At 66.5% G+C, this 20,564-nt stretch carries 22 protein-coding genes, 1 pseudogene and 2 riboswitches; of the genes and pseudogenes, 14 read left to right on the forward strand and 9 right to left on the reverse strand.

What is annotated here, in order from left to right; all coding sequences use genetic code 11:
• Window positions 1–14: 14 nt before the first annotated feature.
• From E3Z34_RS15845 to E3Z34_RS15855, 3 genes are all read left to right on the forward strand, one after another.
• Window positions 15–791 (forward strand): thioesterase family protein, encoded by a 777-nt coding sequence (locus tag E3Z34_RS15845; RefSeq protein WP_238695225.1) that lies wholly within the window; start codon window positions 15–17, stop codon window positions 789–791.
• A 296-nt stretch (window positions 792–1,087) separates the two neighbouring features.
• Window positions 1,088–1,615, forward strand: coding sequence for a hypothetical protein (locus tag E3Z34_RS15850; RefSeq protein WP_134774381.1), 528 nt, complete (start codon window positions 1,088–1,090; stop codon window positions 1,613–1,615).
• 14 nt (window positions 1,616–1,629) lie between these two features.
• Complete coding sequence (locus tag E3Z34_RS15855) at window positions 1,630–2,265, forward strand: RDD family protein (protein WP_134774382.1); 636 nt, start codon at window positions 1,630–1,632, stop codon at window positions 2,263–2,265.
• A 3-nt stretch (window positions 2,266–2,268) separates the two neighbouring features.
• Here E3Z34_RS15855 and E3Z34_RS15860 read toward each other — a convergent pair whose 3' ends face one another.
• The 4 genes from E3Z34_RS15860 to E3Z34_RS15875 form a co-directional block, all read right to left on the reverse strand.
• Entirely contained in the window at window positions 2,269–3,300 is a 1,032-nt protein-coding gene (locus E3Z34_RS15860; protein ID WP_134774383.1) for an ABC transporter ATP-binding protein, read from the reverse strand.
• Complete coding sequence (locus tag E3Z34_RS15865) at window positions 3,300–4,106, reverse strand: hypothetical protein (protein ID WP_134774384.1); 807 nt, start codon at window positions 4,104–4,106, stop codon at window positions 3,300–3,302. Before E3Z34_RS15865 ends, E3Z34_RS15860 begins: the two co-directional genes overlap by 1 nt.
• A complete protein-coding gene (locus E3Z34_RS15870) occupies window positions 4,103–5,077 on the reverse strand; it encodes a type IV toxin-antitoxin system AbiEi family antitoxin (protein WP_134774385.1) in 975 nt (324 codons plus the stop codon). Before E3Z34_RS15870 ends, E3Z34_RS15865 begins: the two co-directional genes overlap by 4 nt.
• Window positions 5,078–5,159: 82 nt before the next feature.
• A complete protein-coding gene (locus E3Z34_RS15875; protein ID WP_420818962.1) occupies window positions 5,160–6,863 on the reverse strand; it encodes an ABC transporter permease in 1,704 nt (567 codons plus the stop codon).
• Window positions 6,854–6,959, reverse strand: a riboswitch (TPP riboswitch). (Overlaps the previous gene by 10 nt.)
• 65 nt (window positions 6,960–7,024) lie before the next feature.
• Between E3Z34_RS15875 and E3Z34_RS15880 the strand changes: the two genes are divergently transcribed.
• Window positions 7,025–7,357, forward strand: coding sequence for a hypothetical protein (locus E3Z34_RS15880; RefSeq protein ID WP_134774386.1), 333 nt, complete (start codon window positions 7,025–7,027; stop codon window positions 7,355–7,357).
• Here E3Z34_RS15880 and E3Z34_RS15885 read toward each other — a convergent pair.
• Together E3Z34_RS15885 and E3Z34_RS15890 are read right to left on the reverse strand one after the other, a co-directional pair.
• Window positions 7,347–7,568, reverse strand: a complete 222-nt coding sequence (locus E3Z34_RS15885) for a hypothetical protein (protein WP_134774387.1) — start codon at window positions 7,566–7,568, stop codon at window positions 7,347–7,349. The genes E3Z34_RS15880 and E3Z34_RS15885 overlap by 11 nt on opposite strands.
• Window positions 7,569–8,167: 599 nt before the next feature.
• Complete coding sequence (locus E3Z34_RS15890) at window positions 8,168–8,377, reverse strand: hypothetical protein (RefSeq protein WP_134774388.1); 210 nt, start codon at window positions 8,375–8,377, stop codon at window positions 8,168–8,170.
• A 187-nt stretch (window positions 8,378–8,564) separates the two neighbouring features.
• Between E3Z34_RS15890 and E3Z34_RS15895 the strand changes: the two genes are divergently transcribed.
• Entirely contained in the window at window positions 8,565–8,825 is a 261-nt protein-coding gene (locus E3Z34_RS15895; protein WP_134774389.1) for a hypothetical protein, read from the forward strand.
• 16 nt (window positions 8,826–8,841) lie between these two features.
• Here E3Z34_RS15895 and E3Z34_RS15900 read toward each other — a convergent pair whose 3' ends face one another.
• From E3Z34_RS15900 to E3Z34_RS15910, 3 genes are all read right to left on the reverse strand, one after another.
• Window positions 8,842–9,492, reverse strand: a complete 651-nt coding sequence (locus E3Z34_RS15900) for a NeuD/PglB/VioB family sugar acetyltransferase (protein ID WP_134774390.1) — start codon at window positions 9,490–9,492, stop codon at window positions 8,842–8,844.
• Window positions 9,493–9,513: 21 nt separating this feature from the next.
• Complete coding sequence (locus E3Z34_RS15905; protein ID WP_338043747.1) at window positions 9,514–10,155, reverse strand: sugar transferase; 642 nt, start codon at window positions 10,153–10,155, stop codon at window positions 9,514–9,516.
• A gap of 38 nt (window positions 10,156–10,193) precedes the next feature.
• Entirely contained in the window at window positions 10,194–11,387 is a 1,194-nt protein-coding gene (locus E3Z34_RS15910) for a thiamine ABC transporter substrate-binding protein (RefSeq protein ID WP_134774391.1), read from the reverse strand.
• Window positions 11,387–11,492: riboswitch (TPP riboswitch) on the reverse strand. Its footprint overlaps the gene before it by 1 nt.
• Window positions 11,493–11,529: 37 nt before the next feature.
• Between E3Z34_RS15910 and E3Z34_RS15915 the strand changes: the two genes are divergently transcribed.
• The 9 genes and pseudogenes from E3Z34_RS15915 to E3Z34_RS20370 all read left to right on the forward strand — a co-directional run bounded on the left by E3Z34_RS15915 (window position 11,530) and on the right by E3Z34_RS20370 (window position 20,267).
• Complete coding sequence (locus E3Z34_RS15915; RefSeq protein WP_134774392.1) at window positions 11,530–11,895, forward strand: DUF4235 domain-containing protein; 366 nt, start codon at window positions 11,530–11,532, stop codon at window positions 11,893–11,895.
• 294 nt (window positions 11,896–12,189) lie between these two features.
• Window positions 12,190–13,776, forward strand: coding sequence for a polysaccharide biosynthesis protein (locus E3Z34_RS15920; protein WP_238695226.1), 1,587 nt, complete (start codon window positions 12,190–12,192; stop codon window positions 13,774–13,776).
• Window positions 13,777–13,796: 20 nt separating this feature from the next.
• Window positions 13,797–14,969 (forward strand): aminotransferase class I/II-fold pyridoxal phosphate-dependent enzyme, encoded by a 1,173-nt coding sequence (locus E3Z34_RS15925; RefSeq protein WP_238695227.1) that lies wholly within the window; start codon window positions 13,797–13,799, stop codon window positions 14,967–14,969.
• 112 nt (window positions 14,970–15,081) lie between these two features.
• Complete coding sequence (locus E3Z34_RS15930) at window positions 15,082–16,392, forward strand: glycosyltransferase family 4 protein (protein ID WP_158288712.1); 1,311 nt, start codon at window positions 15,082–15,084, stop codon at window positions 16,390–16,392.
• A gap of 64 nt (window positions 16,393–16,456) precedes the next feature.
• Window positions 16,457–17,476: an SDR family NAD(P)-dependent oxidoreductase gene (locus E3Z34_RS15935; RefSeq protein ID WP_134774395.1), complete on the forward strand. Its 1,020-nt coding sequence runs from the start codon at window positions 16,457–16,459 to the stop codon at window positions 17,474–17,476.
• Window positions 17,473–17,604: pseudogene (locus tag E3Z34_RS19960) on the forward strand (NAD-dependent epimerase/dehydratase family protein); the annotation flags it as partial. The gene E3Z34_RS15935 and the pseudogene E3Z34_RS19960, both read left to right, overlap by 4 nt.
• Before the next feature lie 73 nt (window positions 17,605–17,677).
• Entirely contained in the window at window positions 17,678–18,586 is a 909-nt protein-coding gene (locus tag E3Z34_RS15940) for a polysaccharide biosynthesis C-terminal domain-containing protein (protein ID WP_238695228.1), read from the forward strand.
• Entirely contained in the window at window positions 18,583–19,713 is a 1,131-nt protein-coding gene (wecB, locus tag E3Z34_RS15945) for a non-hydrolyzing UDP-N-acetylglucosamine 2-epimerase (RefSeq protein WP_134774396.1), read from the forward strand. The genes E3Z34_RS15940 and wecB overlap by 4 nt, the downstream gene beginning before the upstream one ends.
• A 269-nt stretch (window positions 19,714–19,982) precedes the next feature.
• Window positions 19,983–20,267, forward strand: coding sequence for an LbetaH domain-containing protein (locus E3Z34_RS20370; RefSeq protein ID WP_420818963.1), 285 nt, complete (start codon window positions 19,983–19,985; stop codon window positions 20,265–20,267).
• Window positions 20,268–20,564: the final 297 nt, after the last annotated feature.

Genomic DNA, 20,564 nt, shown 5'->3' on the forward strand with positions numbered 1-20,564 from the left:
TACACTCGGGCACCGTGACGCAGACGAGCGAGCACTACTTCACGGCGCTGGGCGGGGGGCGCTACGCCCCGACGGAGCAGACGCAGGGGGCCTGGCAGGAGGACGAGCAGCACGTCGCGCCCGTCATCGGGCTGCTCGTGCACGCGCTGGAGCGCGAGCATCCGAGCGAGCACCTGCAGTGGGCCCGGGTCAGCGTCGACATCCTCGGCATGATCCGCCGCGAGGAGATGCAGGTGACCACCCGGGTGCTGCGGCCCGGGCGCACGATCGAGCTGCTGGAGTCGGTCGTGGAGATCGGCGGCCGGCCGACCGTGCGGGCGACCGCCTGGCGGCTGGTGCGCGGGGAGACGGCCGAGGTGGCTGCCGTGGAGCACGACCCGATGCCGGGCCCGGACGAGCTCCCCGTCTGGGACGGGATGGCGCAGTGGGGCGGGCACTTCATCCGCTCCGTGGAGTTCCGCGCGGCGGGCAACCGGCCGGGTCGGGGGCGGGCGTGGGCCCGGACCCCGCTGGCCCTGGTGGACACCGAGCCGGTCTCGGACCTGGCCCGCTGGGTGGGGCTGCTCGACACCGCCAACGGCATCGCGACCCGGCAGAGCCCGCGCGAGTGGCTCTACCCCAACGTCGACCTCACCCTCCACCTGCACCGACGGCCGCGCGGCACGTGGGTTGGCCTGGACACCCGCGTGCACTGGGGCCCGGACGGCCTCGGGCAGACCTCGTCGGTCGTCCACGACGTGGACGGACCGATCGGCACGGTGGAGCAGGCGCTCACCGTCCGCAAAGTGTGATCCAGATCACATCCGACGGACGCAACGTTTCGGCCCTCCACGACGTCTTCATCTATGTCGGCCCGGGACAGCCGACGACCGTCGGGAGGGCGCCGCGAGGCGGACTGGGAGGGTTGCAGGAGGGTGGGGCGCCGGTGCAGGGGCCCGGTGCCCCACTCCCTGCCTGATCGATCACCGCGGCGAGCCGCGCGTCTTCCTCCGAGCCCGCGACCTCGCAGCGCGAGGAACCCGCTGTCCGGCGGGCGCGTCATACCCCCGCCTAGACTCGCAAGGACGCACCCGGAGGAGATCCGACGATGACCCGCACCCGAGTCCTGCCGACGACGTTGGCGCTCGCGCTGTGCCTGGGCCTGGCCGCCTGCGGCACGAAGGACGCCGAGCCCGCCGACCCGACCGGCACCACCACGGCGGCCCCGGCCGCCCCCACCAGCGACGCCCCCACCCCCGACGAGGACGACATGACCAGCAGCGGCCCCACCCTGCCCGGCCCCGACGCGGGCGACCTGCCGATCAGCCCGGTCCCCGACTCCGTGGTCCAGCGCGACGACGTGCAGCAGGCGGTCGCCGACGAGGCCGAGCGCCGCGGCGTCCCCGTCGAGGAGGTCACCGTCGCCGGCTACGCGGAGGTCACCTGGCGCGACGGTTCCCTCGGGTGCCCACAACCGGGCATGATGTACACGCAGGCGCTCGTGCCCGGCCATCAGCTGGTGCTCGAGGTCGACGGGGAGTATGCCAGCTACCACGCCGGCCGGACGGGGGCGTTCACCTACTGCGCCGACCCGGTGACTCCCGCCGAGGGCAGCGTCCCGAGCAGCGACACCTGAGGAGAAGGCCCGTGATGACCTGGCCCCCCAACGACCCCTACGGCAGCCCGGCCGACGACCAGCGTCGCCCGCCGCTCACCGGCCCGACCGAGGGCGGCGCCCCGTGGCTGGGGGCTCCGCCGCCGCCGATCCCGTCCTACTCCCCGCCGCCTCCCGGGCAGACGCCCGGGCCGCAGGACTCCTTCCCGCAGTACGGGTACGGCGCGCCGAGGCCCCCTCAGCAGCAGCTTCGCTACGCCGACTGGGGCGAGCGGGTAGGGGCGACGCTCGTGGACTGGATGATCCTCCTCCTGCCGCTCCTCGTGCTCTCCGAGATCTTCGAGTCGCTCGCCACCCTGCTGTGGCTCGGCGCCGCGGGGTGGATCGGCTGGCTCAACGGCAGCAAGGGGCAGTCGCCGGGCAAGGCGCTCATGGGGCTCAAGGTCATCCGGGACGTCGACGGCACCACCCTGGGCGGACCCGTCGGCGTCGTGCGGTCGCTGGCGCTGCTGCTCATGTTCCCCTTCACCGCGGGCATCGCGTGGGCGCTCTCCCTGGCCTGGCCGATGTGGGACGCCAAGAAGCAGACGCTCCACGACAAGATCGTCGGGGCGTCGGTGGTGGCCGGCTACCCGCGGCAGAAGCTGGGCAAGGACATCTTCACGCCCTGACCCTCAGGTCTGGAGCAGCGCGATCCCGCGCGGGTCGACCGCGAGGCGGACCCGCTGCCCGGGAGTGAGTCCGACGTCGTCCCCCAGCGCGGTCGCGGGACCGAGCCCGTCGACGTCCACGTCGAGGTGCACCGCGTCGCTCACCGCGACCGCGCGCCGGACGGTGCCGGTGAGGGTGCCGGCCGGGTCCTGGCGGAGCGCGTTGCGACGCAGCGCGATGTGCCGCTCACCACGCGAGGCGTCCGGTGCGCCCTGGGACAACCATTCGGCGCGCTCGGTGGGGTCGGGAAGCAACCACGCGGCGCGGTCGGTCGTGAGGGGGAGGATGGTCGTGTAGCCGATGAACGCGGCCACCTCGGCATCGACCGGCGCGCGCCACACCTCGGCCGTCGGCCCCTCCTGCACGACCCGGCCCGCGAGCATGACGGTGAGCCGGTCGGCGACCGTGAAGGCCTCGTCATGGTCGTGGGTCACCATGACCGCGGTCGTGCCGGTCTCCACGAGGATCTCCCGCAGGTCACCGCCCAGACGCTCCCGCAGCGACCGGTCGAGCGCTGACAGGGGCTCGTCGAGCAGGAGCAGCTCGGGGTCGGCGGCTAGGGAGCGGGCCAGGGCGACGCGTTGCTGCTCCCCGCCGGAGAGGGTGGGGGGACGGCGGTCGGCATACCCGGGCAGGCCGACGAGCTCGAGCAGCTCGTCGACCCGGGACCTCCGTGCGGCCCGGCCCACCCCGCGCAACCGCAGCGGGTAGGCGACGTTGGCGCCCACCGTGGCGTGGCCGAAGAGCTGCCCGTCCTGGAACATGAGGGCGAAGCCACGCTCGTGCGTGGGCACGCCGGCCAGGTCGCGCCCGCGCCAGCGGACGCTGCCGGCGTCGAGGTGCTCCAGCCCGGCGGTGGCCCGCAGCAGGGTCGACTTGCCGCAGCCGGAGGGGCCGAGGATGGCCAGCACCTGCCCCTCCTCCACCGTGAGGGTGACGTCGTCGACGGCCGTGGTGGCGCCGAATCGCACCGTGAGATCGGTGATCTCGAGCATCAGAAGGCACCCACCGATCCCAGGCCGGTCCGGAAGCCGGCGGCGAAGGCGCCCAGGAGTTGCGGACTGGTCAGCGACCCCATCTGACTCGCGAGTCGAGCTGCCTGCGGAGGCGCATCGAGCACCTTGAGCACCGCACCTCCGTGGAGCGGATCAAACGGCAGCGCGGCCAACCGTCCAGTTCGGAAGGCTGCTGCGACGTCGATGGCGTAGTCGGACCGCGCCAGCGCCTCTGCGTCTTCCCACGCTTCCTCCACGTAGGGAGACTCCGCGGACGCCTCCAGGATGTGTCTGAGGTCGAGAGCGTCCTTGGCGCTCTTCAGATGCCGGTCTCGCCAGGCAAGCACCTTCAGCGCAGCTTGCCCAGGGAGGGAAGCGACGTGGACTGTCACCGCGTTCGGCAGGTTCACCACAACCGCTGTAGCCGCAGCCTCGGCGAGTCCGGTCACGTCGAGGAGGTGTCCGTCATCGAGTTCGACGTGACGGTCCCGCTCCATCGGTCCGAAGGGCACCACGTCGACCTCCACCCCCAGGACGCGAACCTTGTGGTCGCTGTTGCGGACGGGATGGAGCCCACGAGTGAACCCCTCGAGCCCCTCCCGGTCGACCGCGACGGCAATGTCGACATCCAGGGTCGCACGGACCACAGGCTGCTGAGTCACAGCGTGCACGACAAGATCCCGCGCTGCGGCGCCTATCACCAGCATCGTGAGATCCAGACGCTCGGCCCGCTCCGTCAGCTCTCGAAGAACGTCGACGGGGACGGGCAGCGCCTCGGCTGCCGACAGGTCGACCGATGTGATCACAGCTGCTTGGCCAGGTCAGCCAGCCTCGGGTCGGTCTCGGCCAGGAGGTCGGCCCGGATCAGGATCTCAGGGACAACTGCCGTCTTGTCCTCCAGGAGCTTCTCACCCCAGAAGATGTCTCGCAGCTGTATCCACCCGTCCGGGTCGTGCCTGAGCCGGCCGGCGACGATGACGTCCTTCCGCTTTTCGGCAGAGGAGTAGAGCAGCGCCGTCTTCGGCCTGATCGACATGCCGATCGTCCGTGCCGCCAGTTCGGATCCGACGTAGACCCCGCTCGGCATCACCGTCAACACCTCCGTCGGCGATGACCAGACGCCTGACGAATACCGCGGGGCGTCGATGCCGCCTAGCCCCGAGAGAGCCAGATAGCTCTCCGTCCAACGATCTGCCATCGTGGCCTGCTTGAGCAGCGCGCCGTCCTTCGAGAGATACCCGAGCTCACGCAGCCCCTTCAGCACCCGGTTCGTCGTTCCCAACGACGCCCCTGCGAGTGCAGCCAGGTCGCGCTGAGTGCCCACCTCTTCGAGACTGCCGCGCACGAGGAGGACGAACGTCACGGGCAGCCCCGTCCTGGAGAAGGGCCGGTCGATGGAAGGTGGTCCTGCGGCACGTCGCCACCCATCGAGGCGGACGAGCAGCCCGGGGGCAGCGAACGAGGCCGCGCCGGTGGAGTCGAGGTAGCCCCACCCAGCAGCCTCCAGCGCCTTGCGCACCGCCGGCTTGATCTCGTGCGACAGCACCACACCACCCGGCACCGGTGGGAGCAGCTCGATCGCACCGGCGGAGAGCGCTCCTTTCAGGACGACCGGGAAGGTGCGTTCCCCCCCTCGCCAGAAGATCGTCAGCTGGCCGTCTACCGAGCCGCGGTCCTCCACCCACGACCACTTGGCCCCCAGCCCCTGGCTGATCAGGGCCTTGAGAGCCTCATTGAGCAGCGCCCCCTCCCCGCAACGACGTTCCACCGTCTTCATGTGTTCAGATTACTGGAACAACGAGACTTCTGGAACAGTCTCGCCCGGACTTCACGCCCCCTCGCACCCGCCACTTCGAGCATCAGAAGGCACCCACCGATCCGACCCGGAGCCGTTCGACGACGCCCATCACGGTGACGGTGAGCAGCGCGAGGAGCACGCTGGCGGCGAGCGCCATCCCGAGGTGGTCGGCCCCCGGGCGGGAGATGAGTTGGTAGATGACGACCGGCACCGTGGGCCGGTCCGGCCGGGCGAGGAAGGCGGTCGCGCCGAACTCCCCGAGGGAGACCGCGAAGGCGAAGCCGGTCGCGGCGAGCACCGGCCGGGTCAGCACAGGGGCCTCGACGGACCAGGCGGCACGCCAGGGGCTGGCGCCGAGCGTGGCCGCGGCCTCCTTCTGGCGCGGGTCGACCGACCGGAGGACCGGGGCGAGGGTGCGCACCACCAGCGGTAGCGCCACCATCGCCTGGGCGATCGGGACGAGGACCGGGGAGGTCCGCAGGTCCAGCGGCCCGCGGTCGAGGGTGATGAGGAAGCCGAAGCCGACCGTCACCGCGGAGATGCCGAGCGGGAGCATGAAGGCCCCGTCGAGCCCGGAGACGACGCGCGACCAGCCACGCGACCGGGGCCGGCGGGAGACGAGGACGGCGACGATGAGCCCGAGCACCATCGCCAGGACGGTCGCGTCCACGGCGGTGCGCAGCGAGTTGCCCATCGCCTCGGTCACGCTCACCCGCAGGGCCTGGGTGGCGTCGGGATCGGTCAGCGCCCGGTAGTGGTCGAGCCCCCACCCGTCGCCCACCCGCAGCGAGCGCACGACGAGCGACCCGACGGGGAGGAGGACGAAGGCGACGACGACCGCGGTCACCACGAGAGCCGGTATGTCGTGCCGCCGGGGGCGGCGGGCCGCCGCCACGGCACCGACCCGGGTCAGGGCCTGCTCCCGGGTCGAGCGGGCGCGGGAGGCGAGCGCCAGCATCGCGACGACCGCGACGAGCTGCAGCACCGAGAGGACGGCCGCGCCCTGCAGGTCGAGGAACTGCACGGTGAGCAGGTAGATCTCGGTCTCGACCGTGCCGTAGCGCAGCCCGCCCAGGGTGAGCACCACGCCGAAGGCGGTGGAGCAGAAGAGGAAGACCAGGGTGGCCGCGGAGATGAGCGCCGGGAGGAGCGCGGGGAGGGTGACGGTGCGCCATACCGTCCACGGGCTCGCACCGAGGGTGGCGGCGGACTCCTCGGCCCGCCGGTCCAGCCCCTCCCACATCCCGCCGACGGTGCGCACGACGACCGCGAGGTTGAAGAAGACGAACGCGAGCAGGATCGGCACCCACGTCCCGTCCCAGCCCAGGCCCCCCAGCGGCCCGCCGGTGGAGAGCAGGGAGCGGAACATCACGCCGACGACCACGGTCGGCAGCACGAACGGCATGACGACGACGGCCCGCAGCAGCCCCCGCCCGGGGAAGCGCAGCCGGTAGAGCGCGAACGCCACCGGCACCCCGGCGAGGAGGGTCAGGACCGTCCCGGCCAGCGAGCTGACCAGGGTGAAGGTGATGACCCGCAGGGTGCGGCTGCGCCCGAGGACGTCCGGTATGCCGGACAGGTCCAACTGCCCGTCCGGCAGGAAGCCGCGGGCGAGCATCCCGCCGACCGGCAGCAGGAAGAAGACGGTAAGAAAGGCCAGCGGCACCAGGGCGACGAAGCCGAGGGTCGCACCCGGGCCGGTGACGACCCGGCGCCGGCCGGGCACCACGGCGCGACCCGGGTGCGGGTCAGCGGTGGGCGTCAAACCCGACTCCCTTCGCCGGTGCTAACCGGAGCAGGTTCCAAAGGGTCTGCGGTGATCCCGCACTCTCAGCGCCGAGGCGCTCCCCTGTCGCGACCGATCGACCCTAGCACCGGGGCCACCAGCTCTGTGTCCAGAGCCGCCGCACCCGCTACCGTGCTGCTATGACGCTTCAGCCTCCGGGCGAGTATCACCGTGATCTCATCCGGCTCGCAGACCTCACTCTGCACACGGACGTCCTCGAGAACTACCGGTTCGTCGATTGCACCCTTGTCGGCCCGGCAGTGGTGGTCCCGCTCAACGGGACCGAGATCCTCCATTGTCGGTGGGACGGCGATCTAGGAGCTGTGCTCTGGGCCATCGATGTCGAGCGTCCGGCCGTCATCGGCGCGATCGGGTTGTCGAACTGTCAACTCATCGGCTGCACACTGCAACGCGTCGGTCTGGCCGTCCCGGCGTCTCAAGTAGACGAGATCAGCAGGGGATTTACTGCCTGACCATGGTGCTCACGTTGCGAAGCGCCACGCCGGGCTGAACCTCGTTGCCCTCGACGCGAACAAGCGTCCAGCCTTCTTCGATCATGGCGGCCGTGACCGCTCGCAGATCGCGCGGCCCTGTCACCGGCTCGGGAGACAGCGCCTCGAACCGAGCAAGCGTCTCTTCCCGGGTCAGCGACTCGTCCTCTACCCAGTCCTTCATCCTGCTCATTGTCACACCCACCGCGCGGACTTCACAACCCATGTGTCGGCCTGCTCATCCCAGGATGGCACCGGCAGCAACCAGGCGATGACTGTCCGCCCAGCAGCAGTTGTGCCCACAGCCACGAGCCGGTGGCCATGATCCTCATGCTGCTCCCAAGCGACCCGAGGCGTCGCAGGAAACTGGAGTGCCTCTTGCACCTCCTCCGGAGTGATGTTGTGCTTGCGGCGCAGCTTGTGCACGATCGCCGGGTCGCACCGCACCGACCCTAGGTACGCCATGAACGGCAGTCTGCCATCCGGCAAAGAACGAGCACACCCCCGTCCGGCCGCCCCGGCGCCGCCCACGTGGGAGACGTCAGCCGCCGCGGCCTGGCCCTGGGCGTCGAGCTCGTCCAGGCTCCCGCGACGCGGCCTCGGCCCTCGCCGCCAGGACGGTGATGGCCGCCTGGCGGCTCGGGGCGGTCGTCTACCCGGTCCGGGACAACGAGCTGGAGGTCACCCCGCCCCTGGTCATCGCCCCCGAAGCGGCCGACCGGGCGTCGACCTGCTCACGCGCGCGATCGACGCCGCCGCCCTCGGCCAGGTTACCGACGAGGACGTCGCGGCCTACTCCGGCTGGTGATGGACCCCTGCACTCACCCCGTCCGTCGCTGAAGCCACCCCGGCACGGTCACCGCTCATCCCGCAGCGCCGCACGCCGGTGCGCAGCTCCGCCTCGTCCAGCACCGTCCTCGCGTGGCAGATGCCGACCGCCAGGACGAGCACCGCGACGGCGAGCACGGCGACCCCGAGCAGGACCAGCTGGGTCGTGGTCATGCGACCTCACCCCTCCCGTCAGCAACTCGCCAGAACGTCGGCACGATGGTAGGCGATTCGGGCGCCGGAAACCGCACCCGCACCCCTGTGCCGGACGACCTGACCCCTCATCCCTCGCACCCGCGACTGCGACATCGGCGTGTCATAATTCGCCCACTCGGAGGGTGCAACCAGCAGGGAGACGACCGTGACCCGTCTTGTGGTGAAGATGAACGACCGTGGAGCCTGGGAGGTGTTCGACGACACCGGCCAGAGCCTCTTCTCCGGCGAGAGACTGCGCGCGGAGGGCTTCGCCCGGCGGCTGTGCGCCGCCGCCGGCGGGACCGTCACCGTCGTCAGCCGGACCGGGGAGCAGCTGGGGCAGTACCGCGTGGCCCCGTGGACCGCGCCGTCACCCACCAGCACGAAGAGGCGAACTGGCACGTCCGAGCGGCGCCGGCGCCGCTGAGCACGAGGACCGACCCTTAACGCTGACCCAGGGCTCGAGCCGGCACTCCCACAACGGTTGTGGCAGGTTCGACATTCTTGACCACCGCCGCGCCTGCCCCCACGACCGCCTCGCTGCCGACGCAGAGTCCTTGGTTGACGCAAGCGGTCGTACCGATCGTGGCGCCCTGTTTCAGCACGACGTCCCCCGAAATCGCGGCCAACGGGTTGACCGTCGCGAAGTCTTCAAGCACGGCGTCGTGTCCGACAGTGGCATTGAGATTCAGATGAACATGCCTCCCGATCCGCACATTCGTGGTGATACGGACGCCTGCGGCAATCACCGTCCCTGGCCCGAGAGTCACATCGGCACCGATGGTTGCGGACGGGTGGACCAGGGTGGTGGCGATCAGGCCCGCTTCGTCCGCTCTGGCCGCGAGTTGTGCACGGACCTTCGGATTCCCCACTCCCACCACATAGGCTGCTCCGCGAAGCCGAGCCAACTCGGTGCTGCTGCCGAGATAATCTGCTCCGATCCTCTCAAGTCGCTGCAGGTCAGGGCTCCCGTCATCTACGAAACCGCGGAACCGAAGACGCAAGTCCTCACTGCATGAAGAGGCAGCACTATCTCTCGCGACGTCCAGCACCTCTCGACCGAAGCCGCCAGCGCCGATAATGACAAGATCCATGGCTCAACCGTAGCCTGGCTTTCAGCCCCGCCCTTGACTAGTCGGCGGCTCTGGTGCAGCGCTCCCTCGGAACGCCGTCATCGTGGCCTCGCCTTCCGCCGAGATTCCATCCCGCTTGACGACGGCCGCCACGGTCCGCAAGAGGATCTCGACGTCCCCGCGCAGGGACCATCCGTCCACGTAGGCAACGTCCAGACGGAATCGCTCGTCCCATGAGACGGCGTTCCGGCCCGACACCTGCGACAGGCCGGTCAACCCTGGGCGCATATCGTGGCGCCGCGCCTGCTCGGGCGAGTAGAGGGGAAGGTACTCGACGAGCAAGGGCCGGGGGCCGACGATGGACATGTCTCCGCGCAGGACGTTCCACAGCGTCGGGAGTTCATCGACGCTGGTGCTGCGCAGCAACTGGCCGAGCTTTGTGAGCCGCTCCTCGTCCGTCACCCTGCCACGCACCGTGTCGACGTGATGCATCGTCCTGAACTTGACCATCTCGAAGATCTGACCGTTCAAACCGGGCCGTTGCTGGCGAAAAAGCACGGGACGCCCCATGGTGCAGCGGATCGCCACGGCAGCGACAGCTTGGATGGGCGCGGTAGCCGCTAACCCAACAACCGCGACCGCGAGATCCATCCCCCGCTTGATCAGTCTCTTGTCGATCTTCACACCGTCGTTTGTAGCCCAGACACGTCAGGATCACCTACTCAGCCGGTGGCGATGTCCGCCCACTCACGCAGCCAGGTCTCGCGCTCGGCCTCGATCTGCTGCGGGTGGACGACGATCGGGTCCTCGGCGACCTGGGCCCACTGGGCCCAGAGCTCGGGCAGTGCCACCTGGTCGGCGACGGGGAACATGTACATGCTGTCCGGGATGGCCGCCTGCACCTCCGGGCTGACCAGCCAGTCGACGACCGCCCGGGCCCCCTCGGGGTTGTCGGCGCCCTCGAGGACACCGGCGTACTCCACCTGACGGAAGCAGGTCTCCAGCAGCGCGCTCGTGGTCGGTTCGAAACCGCCCTCTGGGATGGTGAAGGGCGGGCTGGAGGCGTAGGAGAGGACGATCGGCCGGTCACCGTCGCTCCCGCCGGCGGTGAAGTCGACCGTGTAGGCGTCGGTCCAACCGCTCGTGACCTTCGCCCCGTTGGCCATGAGGTCCTCCCAGTAGCCCTGCCACTCCCCGGGGCCGAACTCGCCGACGGTGGCGAGCAGGAACGCCAGGCCGGGGCTGGAGGTGCTGGCACCGGGGGTGACGAAGAGGTTCTCGTACTCCGGCTTGGTGAGGTCGGTCAGGCTCACCGGCGGGGCGACCCCCTGCTCGGCGAACCAGACGTTGTCGATGTTGACGCACACGTCGCCGAAGTCGACGGGGGTGAGGTATGCCGCGCCTCCGTCCTCGAGCGCGTGCTCCGCCGCGGACTCAGGCAGGTCGGCCGGCGTGTGGGCGGCCAGGGCGTCCGCCTCGACCACGCGGGTCGCGTAGGTGTTGTCGATCCCGAAGACCACGTCGGCGGTCGGGCGGCCCGCGGTGAGGACGACCTGGTTGGCCATCGCCCCCGCGTCGCCCGCCAGCTGGATTTGCAGCTCGTAACCGGACTCGGCCTCGAACGCCTCGATGAGCTCGTCCGGCAGGGAGAAGGAGTCGTGGGCGGTGAGCACCACCGTGCCCGGGTCGGACGGCGGGGCGGCCGTCGCGGTCCGGCTCGTGTCGTCGGAGCTCACGACCCCGTCCGGCTGGCTGGTCAGTGCGGCGTCGTCCAGCGTCTCCGTGGCTGGCTCGGCTGTGGGGGGCGGCGCCGGCGTGGCTGCCTCCCCCTCGTCAGCGCCCTCGCCCAGGAGGGTGCACCCGCTGAGGGTGGTGGACAGGACCAGCCCGAGGGCCAGGACGCGGGTATGCCGCATTGCTCTCTCCTTCGACTTCCTTCGCCGGTGCTAGCCGGAGCAGGTTCAAGGGTCTGCGGCCGGGTGCCGCACTCTCAGCGCTGATGCGCTCCCCTGTCGTTCGACTCTGACCCTAACAGGGTGCTGTGGCAGGATCGGCGGCATGGGTAACCTCGTCGCCAAGCTCGCCACCACCGTCGCCGCCATCGGCGCCAGCGTTGTCGCCCGAAAGATGACCGACGGCACCTGGAAGTTCGTCACCGGCAACGACTCCCCCAGCAACCCGGAGGATCCGGACATCGACATCAAGGAGGCGGTGGCCTTCGCCATCCTCTCCGGTGTCCTCGTCGGCCTGGCCCGCATGCTCGCCAACCGGCAGGCCACCAAGTTCGTCGCCAAGACCCAGGGCAAGAGCTCCAAGGAGGTCGGCGAAAGGCGAACGCCTGAGCCGCCAAACACCACGCGACGCCGACCCCGAGTCACACCAGACACACGAATCGCTGCTAGTCTCCCGCTTCACATTGCGTGAGGTGTAAACATAGGGCAGGATTGGCCGGTCCCGCCGTTTATGTCGCACAGGGGAGCGCATGTCCCGAGAGCAGTCCGCCGCCGATCCACGACCGTCCCGAGAGTTCACCGTCCGCGCCCTCTGGGTGCTCACCGACGGCGCTCCTGGGCGATTGCGCTGCTGCTCGCCCTCTGGACCCGCCTCAGCTTCGACCAGAACTTGCTGACTCAGGCGACCCCGTGGATCGTGGCCGGCCTTGCCGCGGTTCTGCACGGGGCCATCGGACTTGCGACCGGGCCCTACATGGTCCGGCACATGCGCGGCAGCTTCGACGAGGTCACCTCGGTCGTCAAGACCGCTCTGATCACCGCACTCGTCATCATCGCCATCGCCTGGGCAACGCCTGACGTAGTTCTTCCCCGCTCGGTAGCGCTCCTCGCCCCCGCCCTGGCCATCGTGCTCATGCTCGCCGTGCGTTTCACCGTGCGGACCTACCGGTCGCACCGGGTGGCGTCTAACCCCGACGGGGAGCGCGTCATCATCCTCGGCGCCGGCCTGGCCGGTCGCCGGCTCGTGCACAACATGCTCCACGACGACCGCTCCGAGTTCGCTCCTGTCGCACTCCTGGATGACGCCCGCTCCAAGCGGCGACTGAAGATCGAGGGCATCCCGGTCATGGGCACCCGCCGGGACCTCGCCGCGGTCGCCGAGCGCACGGGGGCCAAGTATCTCGCCGTCGCGATCCCTCGAGCTGACGCAGAACTCCTGAGAGAGATTCAGGCCCAAGCCCGAGAGGCCGGGCTGCAGGTCAAGACCCTTCCCCCGATCGAACAGTGGCTGCGACAGTCAGACCCCCAGGCCACCGACCTGCGCGACATCAACCTCGAGGACCTCCTGGGCCGCCGGGCCGTCGAGTTGGACCAGGACGCCATCGCTGAGCACATCACCGGCAAGGTTGTCCTTGTTACCGGCGCAGGCGGTTCGATCGGCTCCGAGCTCTGCCGCCAGATCCAGCGTTTCTCCCCTGCTCGCCTCGTCATGCTCGACCGTGACGAGTCAGCGCTGCACGCCGTGCAGCTGTCGATGACAGGTCGCGGTCTGCTCGAGGGCGACGACCTGCTGCTCGCCGACATTCGCGACGCGGAACGCCTTGAACACTCGTTCAGTGAGATATGCCCGGACGTCGTGTTCCACGCCGCAGCCCTCAAGCACCTCAGCTTGCTTGAGCGCTACCCCGATGAGGCGTGGAAGACCAACGTCTTGGGAACCCTCAACGTTCTTCAGGCAGCGTCAACTGCAGGGGTGGGGACGTTCGTCAACATCTCCACCGACAAGGCCGCAAGCCCGACGTCGGTGCTCGGCACGTCCAAGCGCGTCGCCGAGCGTCTAACTGCGCATTTCGCCAAGCATGAGCCAGGACGGTACGTTTCCGTCCGTTTTGGCAACGTCCTCGGATCCCGCGGCTCGGTCATCCCTGCCTTCACCGAGCAGATCCGTCGCGGCGGACCCGTGACCGTGACCCACCCGGACGTGGAGCGCTATTTCATGCTCATCCCCGAGGCCTGCCAGCTCGTCTTGCAAGCTGGCGCCATCGGCCACGACGGCCAGGCTATGGTCCTCGACATGGGCACGCCAGTGAAGATCGTTGATGTGGCTAAAGAACTCATAACCCTCTCCGGCGAGCACGTGGATATCCGGTTCACCGGTCTCCGACCTGGTGAGAAGCTTTCAGAGGTTCTCTTCGCCAGCCATGAGGTGCATCTGCCGACTAGTCACCCACTCATGAGCGCGGTGAATGTCCCGCCCCTCGACGCCCACTCAGTCACCTCTTCCACGATCGCGCCCATCGAACTGCCGGACCTTCTGCGAGGCTATTCCTTGTCCGGAACGGGCAGCTCGTGACCAGTTCCACCCCCCCGTCCGTGAGGCCGTCACCCGTCGATGCCTCCCTTCCGAGTCTCGACGAAACCGCAGAGCGCATTCTCCTTTCGGCCCCTGACGTCGGCGAGTTGGAGCGCGAGTATGTTCTCGCCGCCATGCGCTCGGGTTGGGTGGCGCCCGCGGGCCCAGACCTACATGCCTTCGAGTCGGAGGTCGCCGAGCGAGTCGGCGTAGCGCACGCCGTGGGCCTTTCCTCGGGGACGGCAGCCCTGCATCTTGCTCTCGTCTCGTGGGGAGTTGGCCCGGGTGATGTGGTCCCAGTCTCAACCCTGACGTTCGCGGCCACTGTCAACGCCATTCGTTATGTGGGAGCCGAGCCGTTCTTCGTCGACTGTGACGAGGAATCGGGCAATATGTCGCCCTCCCTCCTTCGCCAGTCTCTGACACACTTGCGCTCCGAGGGGCGGCATGTCCCTGCGGTTGTGCCCGTCGATCTGCTGGGCAAGGCCGTTCAATACGGCGCGATAACGGAGGTCACGCAAGAGTTCGAGGCGCGTCTGCTGTCCGACGCCGCGGAGTCATTCGGCTCCACTTGGCAGGGACTCCCGACCGGTTCGTTTGGGGACGCTTCAGTGCTTTCGTTCAACGGCAACAAGGTGATGACGACCTCGGGCGGCGGGATGATGCTGACCAATGATGAGGCGCTGGCCGTCCACGTGCGCAAGCTCTCCACGCAGGCACGAGAGCCGGTGGTACATTACGAACACAACGAGGTTGGGTACAATTACCGACTCTCCAACATCTTGGCCGCACTGGGGAGAGCCCAGCTGACACGCCTAGACGAGATGATCGCAAGACGTCGCTCCTGGCGTGAGCGGTACCGCAACATCTTTCGAGAGCACCTTGGCGTGCGAATCCTCGGCGGCGAAGACGACTCCCAGGACAATTGCTGGCTGACTGGCATCGTCGTGGATCCTCACAGCGCAACATTTAGTGCGCGAGAACTAGGCGCCGCCCTGCGTCTCTCCAACATCGAGACACGACCCATATGGAAACCCATGCACCTGCAACCAGTCTCGCGAGGCATCAAAGGCATCATCGATGGCACCTCTGAGAAGATCTTCGACCAAGGCCTCACGTTGCCCAGCGGATCAGCGATGACGGAAGAGCAGTTCGGCCGTTTGATAGCCCAGATCACGCGGGTGATTGGGTGAGATGGTTGCACCTTGACGTCGCGGCCACTCGGCACTGCCGGTACGGCCCCCTGGACCGCGCCCTCCGCATCGAATGCCCCTTGCCGAGTGCCCATGTGCAGGTGGCTGCCCGATGAACCAGCCTGGACTCCGTGTCCTCTTCATATGCCAATGGTACCCACCTGAGCCCGCGGCCATCCCGGAAGGGATTGCCAGAGCGCTGACGCGTGAAGGTTTACACGTCGAGGTCCTAACGGGTATTCCAAATTACCCTAGCGGCGTGGTCGCAGATGGATATTCAGCCCTCCGGGGGACCTTCGAGATGCGCCAAGAGATCAGGGTGCAACGCGTTCCGTTATATCCAAGTCACGACTCGAGCGTCATGAAGCGGTTCGCCAACTACGCGACTTGGGCTATCGCGGCCAGCATTCTGGGATTTCGCTCGCTGCGGTCGGCCGATGTCGCGCTTGTTTACTCCTCCCCCGCGACAGCCGCCCTGCCAGCAATGGTGGCCAGTCGCCTATGGGGTAAGCCCTACGTCTTGCTGGTCCAAGACGTATGGCCGGACTCGATCTTCGCCTCCGGGTTTTTCCCAGGAACATTCGGGAGGCTCGCACGTCGCATCATCAACCACTATGTCGAATCGACATACAAAATGGCTGAGCACGTCGCGGCCATCTCCCCGGGCATGGCTGACCTTCTAGCGCAACGGGGTGTCCCCCAAGAGAAGCTCTCCGTCGTTTACAACTGGGTGCCCGAAGAGGAGTTGCAGGAGAAATCTTGGCCGACTCCGACGCTCGGCCACCGCTCGCTGGCCTCTCGCGTAGGTGTCCACCAGAACAACCGCATCTTCCTTTATGCAGGAAATCACGGTCACGCGCAGGCGCTTGACTACGTCGTCAGGGCCTTCCTCGACGACCGCACGGCTCCAGCGCATCTCGTCATGCTGGGAGACGGAGTGGTGAAACGGGATTTGGTCTCCCTAGCCAATGAACATCCTAGGGTTCACTTCTTGGACCGCGTTGATCCCGCCGAAGCGGCTCAGTTAATGGTCGATGCCGACGTATCTGTAATCTCTCTCGCTGACGAGCCACTCTTCTCTGTGACTATGCCGAGCAAGGTTCAGTATGGGCTAGCGAGCGCGACACCGATGCTGGTCGTGGCACGCGGGGATGCTGCCTCAGTCGTGAGAGACGCCAATGCCGGCGCGGTAGCCGAGCCTGGAGACGTTGACGCGGTCGTTGAAGCGGTCCGAAAACTCGCGGATGCTTCCCCCACGGAGCTCTTAGAGATGGGGGCACGAGGTCAGCGTGTATATCACTCGGAGATGGCCTGTGCAGTGGGGGCACCCAAGCTCTCGTGGATACTAGGCGAAGCCGCCACGCGGCGCAAAGGCCCGCGAGCAGCGAGCGATCAAACAGAGAGGGTGGGAAATTTCTCATGACTCACACTGTCGGACGGATCCTCGTCCTAGACCGTCAAACGAATGCCGCGGGAGTACCACACCCATGACCGACCTCAACAACGCCACCATCACCATCACCGGTGGCACCGGCTCCTTCGGCAACACTATGGTGAGGCACCTCTTGACCGAGGGTGCCGCCGAGGTGCGGGTCCTCAGCCGTGACGAAGCCAAGCAGGACGAGATGCGCCAGCGGCTGAGCGACTCACGGATGCGGTTCTTCCTCGGTGACGTCCGCGACCGGCACAGCGTCAATAACGCCGTGGCCGGAGCCGACTTCGTGTTCCACGCTGCCGCGTTAAAGCAGGTCCCCAGTTGCGAGTTTTTCCCGGACCAGGCCGTCAAGACAAACGTCGTCGGCAGCCAGAACGTGATCGAGTCCGCCCACGCTCACGGGGTCCAATCCGTGGTGTGCCTGAGCACGGACAAGGCGGTGCATCCGGTCAATGCGATGGGCATGACGAAGGCACTGATGGAGAAGACCGCCCAAGCCTTCGCGCGCAACCACCCCACGTCCAAGACCACCGTGTCAATCACACGCTATGGGAACGTAATGTACTCGCGAGGGTCAGTCATCCCGCTATTTGTCCGCCAGATCGTCAACCGCGACCCCATGACCGTCACCGAGCCCTCCATGACGAGGTTCCTGATGTCGCTCGACGAATCGGTGGACCTCGTCAACCACGCCTTCTTCCACGCCGAACCCGGGGACCTGTTCGTCAAGAAGGCCGCCGCGTGCACGGTCGAGACGCTGGCCCAGGCGGTGGCCCAAGTGATGGGAGTCGACCCGCTCATTCGGCGCATCGGCATTAGGCACGGTGAGAAGATGTACGAGACACTGCTAGCGAACGAGGAGTCCATGCACGCCATCGACCAGGGGGAGTACTTCCGTGTGCCGCTCGACGCTCGGAGCCTCGATTACTCCGTTTACGTTGATGAGGGCGAACGTCAGCCACACATGACGCAGTTCGACTCCAACAACACCCAGCGGCTTGACGTCGCCCAGACCGCCGAGCTAGTCAGGGCGTTGCCCGAGATTCAGGCCCTTCTGGATGGCCGCGTATGAGGATCCTGCTGACCGGCGCGACAGGCTTCCTCGGCTGGCACACCCGCCTGAGACTTCATGCCTTAACCAACCACGAAGTAGTTGCCGTTGATCGTAAGACATGGGATGGACTGCCAGAACGCCTCGCCGGCGTACACGCCATCATCCACCTCGCCGGCGTCAACCGTGCCGACTCCGAGCAGGCCGTCGAAGCGGGCAAACGTGAGCCTGGCCTCGGAGCTAGCGGCCGCCATCGAGTCAGAGGGGCGTCCCGTTCGCGTCGTCTTCGCAAACTCGATCCAGTCCGGCAACGGAACACCCTACGGTTCATCGAAGGAACGGGCGGGTGCCATCCTCAACGCGGCCGTCGAACGCGTCGGGGGCCAATTCGTCAACGTGTTCCTGCCAAACATATTCGGCGAGCACGGACGGCCGAAATACAACTCGTTTATCGCTACCTTCGTCCACACCACAGTCCATGGTGACACTGCGAACATCAACCACGGCCGCGTGGGCCTTCTACACGCACAAGACGCAGCTCAAGCATTGCTCGACGGTCTGACCACGAGGCGGCAAAGCCTCGTACCCGCACCGGAGGAGCATGCAGTGCAGGAGGTCTGGGACCTGCTGCAGGAGTTCCACACAACCTACGTCCCAACGGGAGAGATCCCAGACCTGTCGACTAAGTTCCGGGTCGACCTCTTCAACACCTACCGAGCCGCCCTCTTCCCAGAGCACTACCCAATCGCACTTCTGCCGCAAGCTGATTCTCGGGGCGCCTTCGTGGAAACGGTCCGTTGTCGTGGCGGAGAGAGCCAGACAGCTTTCTCGACCACGGTCCCAGGGGTTACCCGAGGCGAGCACTATCACCTAAGGAAAGTCGAGCGCTTTGCTGTAATGAGCGGCTGCGGCACCATCCAACTTCGGAAAATGTTTTCCGACGAGGTGCTCAACTTCGAGGTGTCCGGCGACGACCCCGCGGCGGTTGACATGCCCATAGGCTGGGTGCACAACATTACAAACACCGGCGACGTCGTCATGCTCACCCAGTTCTGGAGCCATGAGCTCTTCCGGCGAGACGCGCCGGACACGTTCGCCGCGCCCGTTCGAGTCGAGGAGCAACCCTCGTGAAGGTTATGACCGTCGTCGGCACACGCCCAGAGCTCATACGACTCTCACGCGTGATCCATCGACTCGACGCCACCGCAAACATCGATCACGTCCTCGTGCACACCGGTCAGAACTACGACTACGAACTCAACCAGGTGTTCTTCGACGATCTCGAACTCCGCAAGCCGGACCACCTGCTCGGCGTCGACACTTCCTCTCTCGGAACTGTTCTCGGCGGCACCCTGATCGCCGTCGAACGCGTCATCCGAGCGGAGCAGCCCGACGCCCTTCTCATTCTCGGCGACACGAATTCATGCATCGCTGCATTGATAGGCCGCCGGATGAAGGTTCCCGTCTACCACATGGAGGCCGGCAACCGTTGCTTCGACCTTAACGTGCCCGAAGAGACAAACCGTCGCCTCGTGGACCACGTGAGCGACTTCAACCTCCCCTATACCGAACACGCACGGCGCAACCTATTGGCCGAGGGGCTTCACCCGCGCCGAATCTTGGTGACCGGATCCCCAATGCGCGAGGTGCTGAATAGTAGTCTATCTAAAATTGAGGCATCGGATATTGTGGAACGTCTCGGCCTGAAAAGGGATGAGTACTTTCTCGTCAGCGCTCACCGGGAAGAGAACGTTGACGACCCAGAGAGACTGGAGCGACTACTGGCCTGCCTAATCTCCGTCAGACGGCAATTTGGAAAGCGCGTAATCGTATCCACACACCCTCGGACCCGAAAGCGGCTCAGAAGCTTGCCCGACACCAAACCGCTAGACGACATAGAATTTCTGCAGCCCTTTGGATTTCATGACTATAATAAACTTCAGATTAACGCCACGTGCGTGCTTTCCGATTCGGGAACTATAGCAGAGGAGTCGTCCATGCTGGGCTTTCCTGCCATAACCTTGCGTGATTCAATCGAAAGACCTGAAGCGCTTGATACTGGCTCAATTATGATGACGGGCCTCGACGCCTCCGACGTGACTCGTGCCATTCGAATGGTGACAACAGACCGAGGAGTCAGTTTCACGGAACCTAGTGATTATCAAATCAGTGATACAAGCAGAAGAGTGGTCCGATTCATAGCCTCCACAGCGTCGCGGCATCACCAGTGGGCTGGAGTTCGCGGCGGAAAGCAATGAATTTAAAGCGACGTGGCACCACATACGCCATGCTCAGTCACCTCAGGCGTAACGCTATAAGAGTCGCGAGGGGTCTAAAAGGTGTACACCCTACAGCTTACGTTCATCCCAGCGCACGGGTTAGTCGAGATCTTGAAACGGAAGAATGGGTCTTTATTGGACCAAGAGTTTCTGTAGCCCCCCTTGTGTCGATCGGCCGGTACACAATGCTGGCGTCGGGCGTCAACGTCGTTGGAGACGACCACGTCTGGGACGTGGTGGGGGAGCCTATGCAGTTCACGGGGCGTCCTACTCAACAACGTACGCGGTTTGGGCGCGACGTTTGGGTCGGACAAGGAGCACTAGTCCGGCGTGGCGTGACCGTTGGAGACGGTGCAATCGTGGCGGCGCATGCGGTTGTGACCAAAGACGTTCCTCCCTACAGCATCGTAGCTGGAGTCCCGGCGACCATACTTCGCACGCGATTTGAAGGGGCGGACCGGGCCGAGCATCAGAGACTGTTGGACGGACCCGTGATGAAACGTGTTGCCGCCGAAAGACTGGAGCGTTCATGACTTGGAAGCCAGACAGGAGGCGGGTAGCGGTCGTCTACCCACATCTTCCGCACTATCGGTACGGCGTATTTCTTGAGCTGGAAAAGAGACTCTCCGATATCCTTTTCATTACAGGTGGCCAGTCGCGCGATGGGACCATCTCTGTAATTCCGCCTGGAACCTTTAGACGTGAAGCTGCGGTGAGAAATCGGTGGCTAGGGCCATTTTTGTGGCAGAGGGGATTGGGTACGGTTCTACGCAAGTTTGATCCTGAGGTGGTCATCTTTCTTGGCGATGTTTCCCATCTCTCCACGTGGG

The organism is Ornithinimicrobium flavum (genome assembly GCF_004526345.1).
GTDB lineage: Bacteria > Actinomycetota > Actinomycetes > Actinomycetales > Dermatophilaceae > Ornithinicoccus > Ornithinicoccus flavus.

Excerpts from the sequence above, each read along its gene's own strand:
- E3Z34_RS15850 (WP_134774381.1), top strand. The coding sequence starts at position 1,088 with ATGACCCGCACCCGAGTCCTGCCGACGACGTTGGCGCTCGCGCTGTGC.
- E3Z34_RS15855 (WP_134774382.1), top strand. The coding sequence starts at position 1,630 with ATGACCTGGCCCCCCAACGACCCCTACGGCAGCCCGGCCGACGACCAG.
- E3Z34_RS15860 (WP_134774383.1), bottom strand. The coding sequence starts at position 3,300 with ATGCTCGAGATCACCGATCTCACGGTGCGATTCGGCGCCACCACGGCC.
- E3Z34_RS15870 (WP_134774385.1), bottom strand. The coding sequence starts at position 5,077 with ATGAAGACGGTGGAACGTCGTTGCGGGGAGGGGGCGCTGCTCAATGAG.
- E3Z34_RS15880 (WP_134774386.1), top strand. The coding sequence starts at position 7,025 with ATGACGCTTCAGCCTCCGGGCGAGTATCACCGTGATCTCATCCGGCTC.
- E3Z34_RS15885 (WP_134774387.1), bottom strand. The coding sequence starts at position 7,568 with ATGAGCAGGATGAAGGACTGGGTAGAGGACGAGTCGCTGACCCGGGAA.
- E3Z34_RS15890 (WP_134774388.1), bottom strand. The coding sequence starts at position 8,377 with ATGACCACGACCCAGCTGGTCCTGCTCGGGGTCGCCGTGCTCGCCGTC.
- E3Z34_RS15900 (WP_134774390.1), bottom strand. The coding sequence starts at position 9,492 with ATGGATCTTGTCATTATCGGCGCTGGCGGCTTCGGTCGAGAGGTGCTG.
- E3Z34_RS15910 (WP_134774391.1), bottom strand. The coding sequence starts at position 11,387 with ATGCGGCATACCCGCGTCCTGGCCCTCGGGCTGGTCCTGTCCACCACC.
- E3Z34_RS15915 (WP_134774392.1), top strand. The coding sequence starts at position 11,530 with ATGGGTAACCTCGTCGCCAAGCTCGCCACCACCGTCGCCGCCATCGGC.
- E3Z34_RS15920 (WP_238695226.1), top strand. The coding sequence starts at position 12,190 with ATGCGCGGCAGCTTCGACGAGGTCACCTCGGTCGTCAAGACCGCTCTG.
- E3Z34_RS15930 (WP_158288712.1), top strand. The coding sequence starts at position 15,082 with ATGAACCAGCCTGGACTCCGTGTCCTCTTCATATGCCAATGGTACCCA.
- E3Z34_RS15935 (WP_134774395.1), top strand. The coding sequence starts at position 16,457 with ATGACCGACCTCAACAACGCCACCATCACCATCACCGGTGGCACCGGC.
- E3Z34_RS20370 (WP_420818963.1), top strand. The coding sequence starts at position 19,983 with ATGCAGTTCACGGGGCGTCCTACTCAACAACGTACGCGGTTTGGGCGC.